The following is a 12,957-nucleotide window of genomic DNA, read 5'->3' as shown; positions in this document are numbered from 1 at the left end:
GGGCGGGGACCAGACGGGCCCCGCCCGCCTGCATTGATACGTGAAATGTGCTTAATCCACGACTGATATCAGTATTGGACACGATGGAAGCGCCTCTGGTCTGCTCGTCCCCGATGAAGATCGGAACCGAGAGCAGGGAGCCGGACATGCGACGCCCCCACATCCCGAACGGCCGGACGAAGCTGGGGATCTCCGCCCTGGCGATCGCGACGGTGTTCGCCGCGACCGCCTGCGGCGCCGGATCGCGGACGGCGACCGGCGAGCGCGTGGCGCACACGGAGGCCGCGCCGAAGCCGCTCGCCGCGAGCGACGTCACCAGGGAACTGCGCCAGTTGGAGGCGTCCTTCCACGGACGCATCGGCGCGTTCGCGATCGACACCGGAACGGGCAAGACCATCGGCTACCGGGCCTACGAGCGCGGTCCCAGCAACTCCACCTTCAAGGCGATCCTGTGCGGCGGGCTGCTGCACAAGGCCCGCACCTCCGACCCGGGGCTCATGACCCGCACCCTCCACTGGACCCAGAAGGACGTCCTGGACAATTCACCCGTCACCGGCAGGCCGGAGAACGTCGCGCACGGCCTGACCACGGCCCAGCTGTGCGAGGCGACCATCACCACCAGCGACAACACCGCGGCGAACGTGCTGCTCAAGCAGATCGGCGGGCCGCGCGGTATGACGCGGTACTACCGCTCCCTGGGCGACCCGGCCGGACGCCTCGACCGGTACGAGACCGAACTCAACCACTGGTCGCCCGGCGAGCGCCGCGACACGGTCATGCCCGCGTTCATGGCCCGCGACCTGGCCCGCCTCACGGTGGGCGACGCGCTGGTCCCCTCGGACAGGCGGCAGCTGACCGCCTGGATGAAGGCCACCACGACCGGAGGGGAGCGCATCCGCGCCGGCCTCCCGAAGGACTGGACGGTCGGCGACAAGACCGGCACCGCGGACGGCTGGTACGCCGCCGCCGACGACATCGCGATCGCCTGGCCGCCCTCGGGCGCCCCGCTGGTCATCGCGATCTACACCCACCGCGACGCCAAGGACGCGAAGGTGGACAACACCGTCCTCCAGCGGACGGCCACCCTGCTGGCACGCGGCCTGGGCCGCATGCCCTGATCCGGTCAGTCTTCCTGCGGCGCCAGGCCGCTGCGCCGGGCCAGCACCTTGGTGCCCGGGCCGTACGCTGCGCCCGGACCGGGCAGCGACCTCACGTTGGCGGTGGTCACGACTCCCCCGCACGTCGAGCAGGTGACCTGCGGCGTGAACTCCGTCCCGCACTCGTCGTGCACGAGGCGGACCGGCGGGCCGCCCTCCGGCGTCGCCCATCTGTCCCCCCAGGCCATCAGCGCCATCAGCACCGGCACGAGCTCGCGTCCGGCCTGGGTCAGGTGGTACTCGTACCGCGGCGGACGCTCCTGGTAGGCCCGCCGCTCCACGATGCCGTCGGCGACCAGCGCCTCCAGCCGACGCGTGAGCAGGTTGCGGGAGATGCCGAGGTTCTCGGCGATGTCGTCGAACCGGTGCAGCCCGAGGTGGACGTCCCGCACGATCAGCGGCGTCCACCACTCGCCGACCCGTTCCAGGGACTGCCCGATCGAGCAGTGCATCGCCGCGAAGCTGGTCCGTTGCATGCCCCCAGTCTAGAGGGTTGATTCATTGAACTCACCCGTTATACGGTTCCGGGACCAGCGAGTTCAATGAAAGGACTGACTCATGCCGTTCGTGGAGCTGTTCGTCCGCCGGGGCACGCTCGCCCCGGAGCGCCGGGACGAGATCGGGGGCCGCCTCGTGTCGGAGGTGATGCTCGCCGAGGGCGCGCCCGACACCGAGACGGCCAGGGCGATCTCCTGGCTGGTGGTCAACGAGATCGACGCGTGGTTCGTGGGCGGACGGCCGCTGCCCGCCGACGAGAAGCCGAAGTACGTCGTGCGGGTCGGCGTCCCGGCCGGATCGATGAACGACGACAAGCGGCGCGACATCGTGGAGCGGGTCACGCGCGTCCTCGCGGACGCCGACGACGAGCCGGAGCGCTTCACGCAGGCCGCGACCGCCTGGGTGCACATCAACGAGATCCCCGAGGGCAACTGGGGGGCGCGAGGGAAGATCGTCCGGACCGAGGACATCGTGGCCCTGGTCGCCAACGGCTAGGCGACCGGTCCGCGGCCGAACCCCGTCCGGTGCCGGACGTCGTCCAGACGCTGGACGATCGGCCGCACCGACCGGGTGATGTCGCGCGGGAGCACCGCGACGCCGACCGGAACCGGGCACCGCTCGGGACCGGGGCGTCGCGGTACGGCCGTTCCCGACATCACCGATATCCGCCGGCGACGCCGGCGTCGGAGCACCGGCCAGCAATGATCGTGGGCGCCGCCGACGAGTGGGTAGGCTGCCGGGCATGACGACCGGTGAGCAGACGCCGCCGCGCCTGCGGAACGCGCCGAGCTGGCTGATCGGCCAGGCCTCGGCGCACGGCCACCGCCTGGTGACCGAGCGGTTCGCCGCCGCCGACGCGCGCGGCCACCACTACCGGCTGCTGGCCGCGCTCGCCGAGTCCGGCCCCGCCAGCCAGGCCGAGCTGGGCCGCCGCACCGGCATCGACCGCAGCGACGTGGTCGCCGCCCTGAACGAGCTGGCCGACCGGCGCCTCGTCGAACGCTCCCCCGACCCCGCCGACCGCAGGCGCAACGTCGTCACGCTCACCCCCGAGGGGACGCGCCGTCTCGCCGTCCTGGACGACGTGCTCGCGCAGATCCAGGACGACCTCTGCGCCCCGCTCTCCCCCGCCGAGCGCGCCGAGCTCGTCCGGCTCCTGACCCGCCTCGTCGAGCACCACGCCTCCGCCCGCGGTGTCGAGCACCACGCCTCCGCCCGCGGTGCCGAGCACCACGCTCCCGCCCGCGGTACGGAATCCGCTCGCCGGGTGTGACCGGACGCTGCCGGGCGCGGCCCCTGACGCGCATGTGAAAACCGAGGTGGAAGCTCTCCTCCCCCGGTGCGGAACTCCCGATTGCGCAGCCCACGCCCTTGCCACGGAACGAATTTCGCAGGACGTTGGGAGGGAAGCAGCCGCGCCGGCGGGCTGTCGCCACCCGCTCCCACGCGCGAAGGCGGAGGCATGCGGATCGATCAGACGCGGGACGGGCCGTCCCGTCCCGTCCCGGAACCCCCGGACGGCGCGGCTGCGAGCCGGTGCCCATGCCTCCCGCCGAGCCCGGCCGCGACCGCCTGATCGCGGTGCCGGTCACGGCCCGGCAGGTCGCGGTCATCGAGCGGGCCGCCGAGCTGGCCGGCCTGTCCGTCGCCGAGTACGCCCGTTCGGCCGCCGCCGACCGGGCGACCGCCGATCTGCGGATCATCGAGGCCGGGCGCGAGGACGGCGCGGCGCCGATGCTCCCCGGCACCTCGTCCGCGGCGGGCGCCGGACGCGGCGCCGAACTCGCCGCGCTGATCGCCGCCCGGGCCGTCCGGCGCAGTGAACCCGCCACCCTGGCGGACCTGTGCGAGGTCTCGGTGGAGGTCCTCGCCGTCACCGGGGCGGCGGTCCGGGTGGCAGCGGACGCCGAGCACCGCGTCCTCGCCCATGCGACCGACCCGGTGTCGCGGCAGCTGGACGAGCTCCAGCTCACCTTCGGCGAGGGCCCCTGCACCGACGCGTGGGAGCTCGGCGGCCCGGTGACGGCGAAGGACCTGCGCGCCGTGGAGGCGCATCTGCGCTGGTCCGGCTACACGCCCGCCGCGCTGGCCGCGGGGGCGCGGGCGGTGTTCGCCTTCCCGCTGCGCAGCGGCGCGATCTCCGCCGGAACCCTTCAGCTCTACCGGCGGGAGCCGGGGCCGCTCGCCGACGGCCGCCTCGCCGACGCGCTCACCCTCGCCGAACTGGCCCTGGACATGATCCTCGCGCACGTCCATCCGGGCACCCCCGGGAGCGCAGGAACCGGCGGCAACGCCGGGAGCGCGGGCGGGGACGCGGGCGGCGAGCAGGTCGGGCTGCCGTGGCACGGCGACGGCCTGGGCGCCGACCGCGCCGAGATCTTCCAGGCCACCGGAATGGTCTCGGTCCAGTCGGGGGTCGGGCTGATGGAGGCGCTGACGCTCCTGCGCCGGTACGCCGTCGCCCACCGCCGTCCGCTCTCCCGGGTGGCGCTGGAGGTCGTGGGCCGCGAGCTCCGCTTTCCCGCGACCGGACGGAAGGACGACCATGGCGACTGAGCAGATCACCCGCGAGCAGCGCCTCACCCGCGCCTTCGTCGACCTCGCCGACACCCTCGTCGACGACTTCGAGATCATCGACTACCTCACCCGGCTCACCGTCCACGCCATGGACCTGCTCACCGTCGCCGCGGCCGGGGTCCTGCTCACCAACCGGCGCGGGCGGCTCCAGCTGGTCGCCGCGTCCACCGAGCGGGTCCGCATGCTGGAGCTGCTGCAGCTCCAGCAGGACCAGGGCCCCTGCCTGGACACCTTCACCACCGGACGTCCCGTCTCCGGGCCCGACCTGACCGCCGCCGGAAAGCGCTGGCCCGCCTTCGCCCCGGCCGCCCGCCAGGCCGGGTACAGCGCCGCCCACGGGCTCCCGCTGCGGCTGCGCGACGACGTCCTCGGCACGCTCAACCTGTTCACCCACCACACCGGCGACCTGCCGCCCGGCGAGCGGCGGCTCGGCCAGGCGCTCGCCGACCACGCCACCATCGGGCTGCTCGGCCACCACGCCGCCCACCAGGACGGCACCCTCACCCGGGAACTGCACATCGCCGTGCACAGCCGGATCCTGATCGAGCAGGCCAAGGGCGTCCTCGCCGAGCGCCGCGGCCTGTCCGTGGACGACGCCGCCGGCGAGATGCGCGCCTACGCCGGACGCCACCACCGCAAGCTCTCGGACATCGCCCTCGCCCTCATCCACGACTCCCCCGACGTCCGCGCCCTCGCCAACGGCTCCGGAGCCCACCGCTCCTGAGCTCGTGGCTTCCCGGCCCGGCCCTGCCCCGCCGCGGACGCGCGTCAGGCGGGGAGGTCGCCCGCGGCGGCGATCACGCGGGTGAGGGTGCGGTGCAGGTCCCGGAGTTCCTCCAGGCTCATGCCGAGGCGTTCCATGATCGTGGCGGGGATCTCCTCGGCCCGCTCGCGGAGCGCCCGACCGGCGGGCGTGACCGTGACGGCCAGCAGCCGCTCGTCGCGGACGTCGCGTTCGCGGCGGATGAGATCGGCCGCCTCCAGGCGTTTGAGCAGGGGTGACAGCGTCCCCGGATCGAGCTGGAGGAGCCTGCTGAGCTCCTTGACCGACAGCTGCCGGTGCTCCCAGAGGGCCAGCATCACCAGGTACTGCGGGTGGGTCAGGCCCATCGGCTCCAGGATCGGGCGGTAGTGCGCGAGGACGGTGCGCGAGGCCACCACCAGGGCGAAGCACACCTGGTTCTCCAACGCCAGCGGGTCGGGAACGTCGGGCGGATCACCGGCCACGGGTCCTCCAGTCGGGCTGCTCGTCGGATATAAAGAGGGTACCGCAATAATTTGTGCACCAACTTTTGGTGCGGCAACGGAAGCGGCTCCGCCCGGCGCGGGGTCCGGCTCGCCGTCCGTACGCGTGGAGGAGAACCGATGGCCATCCGACGATCGTCCTTCTTTCCGTCGCTGGACGAGATGGAGCAGCGGGCCCTGGACCGCTCCGCCCAGCGGTCCGAGCCGGGGTCCCAGTTCGACCATCCGACGGCGAAGAACCTGTTCATCGCCGTGGGCGTGCTGACCGTCCTGGCGCACGTGGTCGGCGGCATCCTCTTCGCCATCCTCGGCACGTGACCCCTCCCCGGCGACGGGACGGGACACCGGCGCCGGGCACGCGGAACGCGCGGCCCTCCTTGGGGGATGAGGGCCGCGCGTGTTTTCCGTGATGGCGTGTTCTCCGGAACATCTCCGTGATGGCGTGCTCTCCGGAGCGTGGGCGCCTACTGGACGGGCGTCAGCTTGAAGCCGAGCGTCAGGCCGCGGGCGTTGAGGGCGGTGCCGACGATCACGCCGTGGTCGTTGATGCTCGACGCGGTGTCCAGGGTGACGCCGGATCCGGCCGGGATGAGGGTGTTCAGGTCGGTCGCGACGCCGTTCCTGTAGATGAACGCGTGGCCGCCGCCCTCGGCGACGCCGCCGTCCCCGACGACGACCCCGGCCGTGTTGATCGACTTGGCCTGCGCGTCGCCGCCCGCGCCGAAATGGAGATCGGTGACCGTCCCGTTGGACCAGAGCACCGCGTGCGCGTCGAGGTCGGACTCCAGCGTGTCGGCGCCGACGGCCTGACCGGCGTTGTTGACGCCCAGCGCCTTGGCGATGGTCGTGCTGCCCGGCAGGAACGGCAGCTCCTTGATCGCGCCGTTCACCCACTCCACGGGCACACCCGATCGGGTCCTGTCGTCGGCGTCGCCGACGATCGTGGTGCCGGCCGCGTTGACCGCGATCGGATGGCTGTCCACGCCGCCGTTGGGCAGCTCCGGCAGCAGCGTGACCGTGCTGCCCTGGATCGTGAACCCGATCGTGGTGTCGCCGCGGGTCCCGGGGCCCTCGCCGAAGCCGACGATGAGGCCGTTGTCGTTGATGTCGGTGGCCTGCGTCTGGAAGAACCGGCTCGACAGGCCGGGCAGCGTCGCCTGGAGGTTCGTCGGGGTGCTGCTGTCCGGCCACTTCAGCGCGGTGAAGTTCCCGTTGTCGGACTCGCCGACCACGGTGTCGGCGTTGTTGAGGGCCTCGGCCGTGGCGAACGCCGAGCCGGTCTGGTTCGCCGGGACGTCGAGCGGCAGCGGAGTGCTCGACCTGGTCGTCAGCAGGAAGGGCGCGGTGGTGCCCGTCCCCGCTCGTGGGCCTTCTCCGATGATGTCGCCGTTGTTGTTGATCGCGGTGTACTGGGTGTTGACGGTGGGGCTGAGAGTGAGCTTGTACTGCGGGACGGCCGCCTGCGCGGGCCCCGCGGCGACGACCGCCGCGACGGCGATCCCGGCGGCGGCCGCGGTCGCCGTCAGCTGCCGCCGTACTCGGGCGGTCCAGGCGTGACGCGTGTGCTCGGGCACGGGGAATTCTCCTGTCTCAAGGATGCTCACCCTGAGATAGGCGGGACGGTTACACGCCCCTTACCTCGGCGGATCGGGACGCCGCGACCGGCGGGGGTTCGTGCCAAGCAGGACACCGCGATCGGCGGAGGTTCGTGCCGAGCAGGACGCCGCGGCCGGCGGAGATTCGTGCCGAGTAGGACGGCGTTCTGCGGGTACCGGACCCCGCGACCGCAACGTAACCAGAGGAACGCATGGGGGGACGTGGACACGGGCAGTTCCGGATCGGCCGCCGAGGGGCTGCTGCTCAGCCTCAAGAAGGCCGCGTCGGTGATGCAGGAGGCGCAGGTGCGCTTCGCCCTCGCGGGCGGTTTCGCCGCCTACGCGCGGGGCGCGGCGGTGTCGATCCACGACGTCGACTTCGTGCTGCCCGAGGACGAGGTCGAGAACGCGGTGAAAGCTTTGGTCAAGGCCGGGATGCGGTACCACGAGGCGCCGGAGAACTGGCTGGCCAAGGTGTACGACGGCGAGCAGCTGATCGACCTGATCTACGCGCCCGCCGAGATGCCGGTGGACGGCGCGCTGCTCGCCCGGGCGGACGAGCTGACCGTGGCGGCGGTGCGGATGCCCGTCCTCGCGGCGACCGACCTGGTGGCCATGCGGCTGCACGCGTTCTCCGAGACGGCCTGCGACTTCAGCGGCTACCTGCACGTGTGCCGGGCGCTGCGCGAGCAGGTGGACTGGCCGGAGGTCGGCCGCCGCACCGCCGGCTCGCCGTACGCCTACGCGTTCCTGACCCTGCTCGCCCGGCTGGGCGTGATCGAGGGGGGATTCCTGTGACCGAGCAACCCGACTACCTGGAGGCCCGCATCACCGAGCGGCTCGCGGCGCGCGCGCACGAGCTGGGCGTGCAGGTGGACGTCCGGGACCAGACCGTCTACCTGCGCGGCGAGGTCGTGTCGGAGGAGCGGCGGCGCGAGCTGGAGGAGGCCGCGCGGACCGCCGCCGAGGGCCGCGAGATCCGCAACGAGGTGTCCGTGGTCCCGGTCCGGGCCCCGGACGGGGAGGAGACGCTGCCATGATCCGCATCGCCGCCGTCGGGGACATCCACGTCGGGCCGGAGGTCGCCGGGAGCTACGGGCCGCGCCTCGCCGGGCTGTCCGAGCACGCCGACGTCCTGCTGGTCGCCGGGGACCTGACCCGGCACGGGACGGCCGAGGAGGGCGAGGTCGCCGCCGCCGAGCTGTCCCACGCGGACGTGCCGGTGGTCGCCGTGCTCGGCAACCACGACTACCACTCCGACGCCGAGGACGAGATCACCCGGATCCTGCGCGACGCCGGGATCACCGTCCTGGAGGGGACGGGAACGATCGTCGACTGCTCCGGCGTCCGGCTCGGGATCGCGGGCGGGAAGGGGTTCGGCGGCGGCTTCCCCGGAGGCACGGCGTCCGACTTCGGCGAGCCGGAGATGAAGGCGTTCGTCCGGCACACCCGCGACTTCGCCGACCGGTTCGGGTCGGCGCTGCTCGGCCTGGACTCCGACGTGCTGGTGGCGCTGACGCACTACTCGCCGGTCGCGGGCACGCTGGCGGGCGAGCCGCTGGAGATCTACCCGTTCCTCGGCAGCTACCTGCTCGCCGAGGCGATCGACTGCGCGCACGCCGACCTCGCCGTCCACGGGCACGCGCACCACGGCACCGAGAAGGGCCTCACGCCCGGCGGGACGCGCGTCCGGAACGTGGCGCTGCCGGTGATCCAGCAGGCGTACGCGGTGTACTGCCTCGATCCCGCCGAGCGCGAGGGCGGCGCCCTCAGCGGCCAGCCTGAGCTTCTCGGAGGAGCTTGAGCACGGCCTCCTCGACCGGCCCCTGCGTCGCCAGCTCGCCCGTCTCGGTGTCCACCCCGAGTTCGGTCAGCGCGGGACTGATGGTCTTCCCGCGCTCGTACAGCTCGATGACGCGGGGGTCGATGTAGGAGGCGCGGGCGACGGCGGGCGTGTTGCCCAGGTAGCTGGCGACCTCCTTGACGACCCGGCTGACGGCCATCTTGCGCCGCGCCTCGGTGCCCGCCGCGGCGGTGGAGACGGCGAGGCCGACCGCCGCCAGGACGGTGGCCTGCCAGGTGCGGAAGTCCTTGGCGGAGAAGTCGCCGCCGGTCACCTCGCGCACGTACTCGTTGACGTCGGTCGTGGTGACGTCGTGCCAGCCGTCCGGGGTGCGGTAGGCGAGCAGCTCGGGGCCGTCGTCGCGGCGGCGCTTCAGCCCGGTCACCACCTTGCGGACGGCCTCCTCGGCGATCGACTGGTGCCGCTCCTTGGAGCCCTTCGCCGGGTACTCGAAGACGATCTCGTCGCGGCGGCAGGTGACGTGCTCGCGCAGCACGGTCGCCACGCCGTAGGTGCCGTTCTCGGCGGCGTACTCCTCGCCGCCGATCCGGAAGAAGCCGAGGTCGATCAGGCGCAGCCCGGCGGCCAGGACGCGCTCGCGGGGGAACCCGCGCCGGGCGAGGTCGGCGCCCACCCGCTCGCGGACGGCGGGCAGGCACTCGGCCAGGTCCAGCACGCGGTCGTGCTTCTCGCGGTCGCGCTGCTCCCGCCAGGTGGAGTGGTAGAGGTACTGGCGGCGGCCCGCCGCGTCCACGCCGACGGCCTGGATGTGCCCGGACGGATCGGGGCAGATCCACACGTCGGTCCAGGCGGGCGGGATGACCAGCGCCTTGATCCGGGCGACCTCGTCCGGGTCCGCGAGCGGACGGCCGTCCGGCCCGAGGTAGCGCCAGCCGCGCCCGCAGCGCCGCCGCGCCAGCCCCGGCGCGGACGGGTCGCTGCGGGTCAGCTCAACGCAGGAGGGCTCCCCGCGGAGCGGTTCCTTCGTGTCGGTCATCCTGGATGGATCTCGCCTCCCGCCGGGACCAGGGTCTGCCCCGTGTAGTAGGACGACAGCCGGTTCGCCGCGAAGAACACATACGACGGGGCGACCTCGTCCGGGTCGGCGGCCCGCCCCATCGGCGCCTGCTTGCCGAAGCTCTCGACGCGCTCGTCCGGCATCGTCGCCGGGATCAGCGGCGTCCAGACCGGGCCGGGCGCCACGCAGTTCACCCGGATCTCCTTGTCCATCAGCGACTGCGCGAGCGACTGGGCCAGCACCATCGCGGCGCCCTTGCTGGCGGCGTAGTCGATGAGCGTCTTGTTGCCGCGCAGCCCGTTGATCGAACCGGTGATCACGATCGACGAGCCGGCCCCCAGGTGGTCCAGCGCCTCCTGGACGGTCCAGAACAGCGACAGCACGTTGACGTCGAAGGTGCGGCGCAGCTGCGCGGTGTCGATCTCGCGGACGTCGTCGACCGGCTTCTGCGTGCCGTGGTGCAGCACCAGCACGTCCAGCCCGCCGAGATCGCGCACCGCGTGCTGGACGACCTCGCGGGCGTGCCGCTCCTCGGCCAGGTCGCCGCCGAGCGTGACGCAGCGCCGCCCCTCGGCCTCGACCAGCTTCGCGGTGTGCCGGGCGTCGCCGTCCTCCTCCAGGTAGGTGATCGCGACGTCGGCGCCCTCCTTGGCGAACGCCACCGCCACCGCGCGGCCGATCCCGGAGTCGCCGCCGGTGATCAGCGCGCGCCGCCCGTCCAGCAGGCCGCTGCCGGTGTAGTCGCGCATCTCGTCCCGGGGCTCGGGCGTCATGTCGCCCGTGCGCCCCGGATACCGCTGGCTCTGCGCCGGCGGGTCGGCCGGCCGTTCGCCCCTCTTCTCCTCGTTCATCACGTCCCCCTCGTGTCAGGAGGCGCCTGCCCCGAGAGGACGGGAGCAAACCGGTGCGAGCCGGGATGATCAGATCACGCCGGCCTCGGCGAGCCAGCGCCACAGCTCGTCCTGGGGAACGACCGTGACGCCGAGCTTCTCCGCTTTGGCGGTCTTGGCCGCGCCGACATTGTCCCCCGCCAGCAGATAGTCGGTGTTAGCCGAGACCGAGGAGGCGGCGGTCGCCGTGGCCCGCTCCACCAGGCGTGTGACGTCCGGACGGCTGATCTTGGCGCCGGAGCGCGGATCGACGAACGCGCCGGTGATCACCACCGACCTGCCCTTGAGCGGCGAGTCGCCCGCGACCGCGGCGTCGACCGGGCGGTCCTCGTCGAGCACGTCGAGGTTCACGCCGCGCTCGCGCAGCGCCGCGATCTCCTCCCGGACGTCCGCGCGGGCGAAGAACGCCACGACGCTCTCGGCGACCTTCGGGCCGATGTCGCGGATGGCGACCAGGTCCTCGACGGTGGCGTCCGCGACGTCCTCGACGCGCTCGTAGCCCGCCAGGCACAGGCGCTTGGCCGTGCCCTCGGACGCCATCGGGATCGCCAGCCCGATCAGCGCCCGCCGCAGCCCCATCCCCTTGGACGACGCGATCGACTCGACCATGTTCCGGGCGCTGACCTCGCCCATCCGCTCGTAGCCGAGCAGCTGCTCCGCCGTCAGGTCGTAGAAGTCGCTGCGCCGCCTGAGCACGCCGTCCTCGGCGAGCTTCTCGATCCAGACGTCGCCGACGCCCTCCATGTCGGCCGCCGGGCGCGAGGCCCAGTGCATCAGCCGCCGCGTCGCCTGCGCCGGGCACTGGAGGTTCACGCACCAGCGCTCCTCCCCCGCGCCGCGCACCTCCAGCTCCGACCCGCAGGACGGGCAGTGCGCCGGCGGGACGATCTCGACCTCGGTGCCGTCGCGCCGCTCGGGCAGCGAGCGGCCCGCGAACGGGATCACGTCGCCGCGCCGGACGACCGCCACCGTGTCGCCGATCCGCAGGTCGCGCTCGCGGATCAGGCGCGGGTTGTGCAGGGTGATGTTCTCCACCGTGACGCCGCCGACGAACACCGGCGCGACCTTCGCGCGCGGCGGGACGCGGCCGATCTTGCCGACCGGCCACTCCACCGACAGCAGCGTCGTCAGCTTCTCCTCGGGCGGGTACTTGAACGCGATCGCCCCGCGCGGCTCGGCGCTGTTGAAGCCCGCCGCGGCGAAGGCCGCGGGCTCGTGAAGCCGGACGACCGCGCCGTCGATGTCGTAGTCCAGGCCGTCGCGGCGCGCGCCGATCTCGTGGATCGCGTCCATGACGTCCTCGACGCTCGTGCCGACGTACTGGGCGACGGGCTCGAACCCGGCCGGGATGTCCATCGCCACGCCGTCGCGGTCGGCGCCGAAGGCGTAGAACCGCAGGAGCCGCTTCGCCTTCGCCGCCGCCTCCGGGTCCTTCAGCACGAGCGTTCCGGCGGCGCCCGAGCGGGGGTTGGTCAGCGTCCGCTCCGGATGCGCCTCGTTGTAGGCGGCCCACACCGATCTCAGCATCACGGCCTCGCCGCGCACCTCGACGCGTCCGGGCTCGGAGATCCCGGTCGGCAGGCCCGGGATCACGTGCCGGACCTTCTCGGTCACCAGTTCGCCGACCGTCCCGGTGCCGCGCGTCGCGACATAGTCGAGTTCCCCGTCGACGTAGACGACGCTCAGCGACAACCCGTCGAGCTTCTCCGACACGCGGAAGACCTGGCCGCCGAACCGCTCGCAGAACGCGCGGATCTGGTCCTCGTCGGTCGCCTTGGCCAGCGAGAGCATCGGGCGCGCGTGCCGGACGGTCGGCCCGGTCAGCTCCGCCGGCGCGTTGACCTTCCCGAGCGGGCTGTCGGCGGGTTCGAGCTCCGGATGCTCGGCGACGAGCGCGGCCAGCTCGTCCTTCAGAGCGTCGTAGTCGGCGTCCGGCAGGGGGCTGTCGCCGGTTCCGTAGTACAGGTCGTTCAGCCGCCTGACCTCGGCGGTCAGCTCCGCGATGCGCTTTTCGACGTCCACCCCACGATTAAACGCGATCCCACCGACAACCCCGCCGCCCGCGCTCGGCGGCGGTCGGCGGGCGGGCAAGGCAGGCGGGGCGTGGGGAGGGCTCCGGCAACGTCGCGGCACT

The 12,957-nt window shown here is 72.9% G+C and carries 16 protein-coding genes; 9 read left to right on the top strand and 7 right to left on the bottom strand.

Annotated elements, in window-relative coordinates; genetic code table 11:
* The first annotated feature begins 146 nt into the window (after nucleotides 1–146).
* Nucleotides 147–1,118, top strand: coding sequence for a class A beta-lactamase (gene bla, locus ACFPCY_RS06545; RefSeq protein ID WP_378252710.1), 972 nt, complete (start codon nucleotides 147–149; stop codon nucleotides 1,116–1,118).
* A gap of 5 nt (nucleotides 1,119–1,123) precedes the next feature.
* Here the strand turns inward: bla and ACFPCY_RS06540 are convergent, their stop codons facing one another.
* Nucleotides 1,124–1,633 (bottom strand): winged helix-turn-helix transcriptional regulator, encoded by a 510-nt coding sequence (locus tag ACFPCY_RS06540; protein ID WP_378252709.1) that lies wholly within the window; start codon nucleotides 1,631–1,633, stop codon nucleotides 1,124–1,126.
* Between the two features lie 82 nt (nucleotides 1,634–1,715).
* Here ACFPCY_RS06540 and ACFPCY_RS06535 point away from each other — a divergent pair, with 82 nt between their 5' ends.
* The gene (locus ACFPCY_RS06535) at nucleotides 1,716–2,150 is read left to right on the top strand and encodes a tautomerase family protein (protein ID WP_378252708.1); all 435 of its coding nucleotides are present in this window, start codon (nucleotides 1,716–1,718) and stop codon (nucleotides 2,148–2,150) included.
* On the opposite strand, the gene ACFPCY_RS06530 is transcribed toward ACFPCY_RS06535, so the two are convergent.
* Nucleotides 2,147–2,311 carry a hypothetical protein gene (locus ACFPCY_RS06530; RefSeq protein ID WP_378252707.1) on the bottom strand — a complete coding sequence of 55 codons (165 nt, stop codon included), beginning with the start codon at nucleotides 2,309–2,311 and terminating at the stop codon, nucleotides 2,147–2,149. The genes ACFPCY_RS06535 and ACFPCY_RS06530 overlap by 4 nt on opposite strands.
* Nucleotides 2,312–2,397: 86 nt before the next feature.
* Here ACFPCY_RS06530 and ACFPCY_RS06525 point away from each other — a divergent pair, with 86 nt between their 5' ends.
* From ACFPCY_RS06525 to ACFPCY_RS06515, 3 genes are all read left to right on the top strand, one after another.
* Nucleotides 2,398–2,928 carry a MarR family winged helix-turn-helix transcriptional regulator gene (locus ACFPCY_RS06525; RefSeq protein ID WP_378252706.1) on the top strand — a complete coding sequence of 177 codons (531 nt, stop codon included), beginning with the start codon at nucleotides 2,398–2,400 and terminating at the stop codon, nucleotides 2,926–2,928.
* Between the two features lie 269 nt (nucleotides 2,929–3,197).
* Nucleotides 3,198–4,211: a GAF and ANTAR domain-containing protein gene (locus tag ACFPCY_RS06520; RefSeq protein ID WP_378252705.1), complete on the top strand. Its 1,014-nt coding sequence runs from the start codon at nucleotides 3,198–3,200 to the stop codon at nucleotides 4,209–4,211.
* Entirely contained in the window at nucleotides 4,201–4,956 is a 756-nt protein-coding gene (locus ACFPCY_RS06515; protein WP_378252704.1) for a GAF and ANTAR domain-containing protein, read from the top strand. The genes ACFPCY_RS06520 and ACFPCY_RS06515 overlap by 11 nt, the downstream gene beginning before the upstream one ends.
* Nucleotides 4,957–5,000: 44 nt before the next feature.
* On the opposite strand, the gene ACFPCY_RS06510 is transcribed toward ACFPCY_RS06515, so the two are convergent.
* Complete coding sequence (locus ACFPCY_RS06510; RefSeq protein ID WP_378252703.1) at nucleotides 5,001–5,459, bottom strand: MarR family winged helix-turn-helix transcriptional regulator; 459 nt, start codon at nucleotides 5,457–5,459, stop codon at nucleotides 5,001–5,003.
* Between the two features lie 138 nt (nucleotides 5,460–5,597).
* Here ACFPCY_RS06510 and ACFPCY_RS06505 point away from each other — a divergent pair, with 138 nt between their 5' ends.
* Complete coding sequence (locus ACFPCY_RS06505) at nucleotides 5,598–5,795, top strand: hypothetical protein (RefSeq protein WP_378252702.1); 198 nt, start codon at nucleotides 5,598–5,600, stop codon at nucleotides 5,793–5,795.
* A 146-nt stretch (nucleotides 5,796–5,941) separates the two neighbouring features.
* On the opposite strand, the gene ACFPCY_RS06500 is transcribed toward ACFPCY_RS06505, so the two are convergent.
* A complete protein-coding gene (locus tag ACFPCY_RS06500) occupies nucleotides 5,942–7,051 on the bottom strand; it encodes a hypothetical protein (protein WP_378252701.1) in 1,110 nt (369 codons plus the stop codon).
* A 243-nt stretch (nucleotides 7,052–7,294) separates the two neighbouring features.
* Here ACFPCY_RS06500 and ACFPCY_RS06495 point away from each other — a divergent pair, with 243 nt between their 5' ends.
* The 3 genes from ACFPCY_RS06495 to ACFPCY_RS06485 are packed head-to-tail and all read left to right on the top strand — an operon-like array spanning nucleotide 7,295 to nucleotide 8,876.
* Entirely contained in the window at nucleotides 7,295–7,870 is a 576-nt protein-coding gene (locus ACFPCY_RS06495) for a hypothetical protein (RefSeq protein WP_378252700.1), read from the top strand.
* Nucleotides 7,867–8,112, top strand: coding sequence for a BON domain-containing protein (locus ACFPCY_RS06490; protein WP_378252699.1), 246 nt, complete (start codon nucleotides 7,867–7,869; stop codon nucleotides 8,110–8,112). The genes ACFPCY_RS06495 and ACFPCY_RS06490 overlap by 4 nt, the downstream gene beginning before the upstream one ends.
* A complete protein-coding gene (locus ACFPCY_RS06485; RefSeq protein WP_378252698.1) occupies nucleotides 8,109–8,876 on the top strand; it encodes a metallophosphoesterase family protein in 768 nt (255 codons plus the stop codon). The genes ACFPCY_RS06490 and ACFPCY_RS06485 overlap by 4 nt, the downstream gene beginning before the upstream one ends.
* Here the strand turns inward: ACFPCY_RS06485 and ACFPCY_RS06480 are convergent.
* From ACFPCY_RS06480 to ligA, 3 genes are all read right to left on the bottom strand, one after another.
* Complete coding sequence (locus ACFPCY_RS06480) at nucleotides 8,842–9,912, bottom strand: DNA topoisomerase IB (protein WP_378252697.1); 1,071 nt, start codon at nucleotides 9,910–9,912, stop codon at nucleotides 8,842–8,844. The genes ACFPCY_RS06485 and ACFPCY_RS06480 overlap by 35 nt on opposite strands.
* Nucleotides 9,909–10,784 carry an SDR family oxidoreductase gene (locus tag ACFPCY_RS06475; RefSeq protein WP_378252696.1) on the bottom strand — a complete coding sequence of 292 codons (876 nt, stop codon included), beginning with the start codon at nucleotides 10,782–10,784 and terminating at the stop codon, nucleotides 9,909–9,911. The genes ACFPCY_RS06480 and ACFPCY_RS06475 overlap by 4 nt, the downstream gene beginning before the upstream one ends.
* Nucleotides 10,785–10,853: 69 nt before the next feature.
* Nucleotides 10,854–12,845 (bottom strand): NAD-dependent DNA ligase LigA, encoded by a 1,992-nt coding sequence (gene ligA, locus ACFPCY_RS06470; RefSeq protein ID WP_378252695.1) that lies wholly within the window; start codon nucleotides 12,843–12,845, stop codon nucleotides 10,854–10,856.
* Nucleotides 12,846–12,957 lie beyond the last annotated feature (112 nt).

The organism is Actinomadura gamaensis, assembly GCF_042652125.1.
Taxonomy (GTDB): Bacteria; Actinomycetota; Actinomycetes; order Streptosporangiales; family Streptosporangiaceae; genus Spirillospora; species Spirillospora gamaensis.
This window is presented reverse-complemented; position numbering and strand designations above follow the sequence as displayed.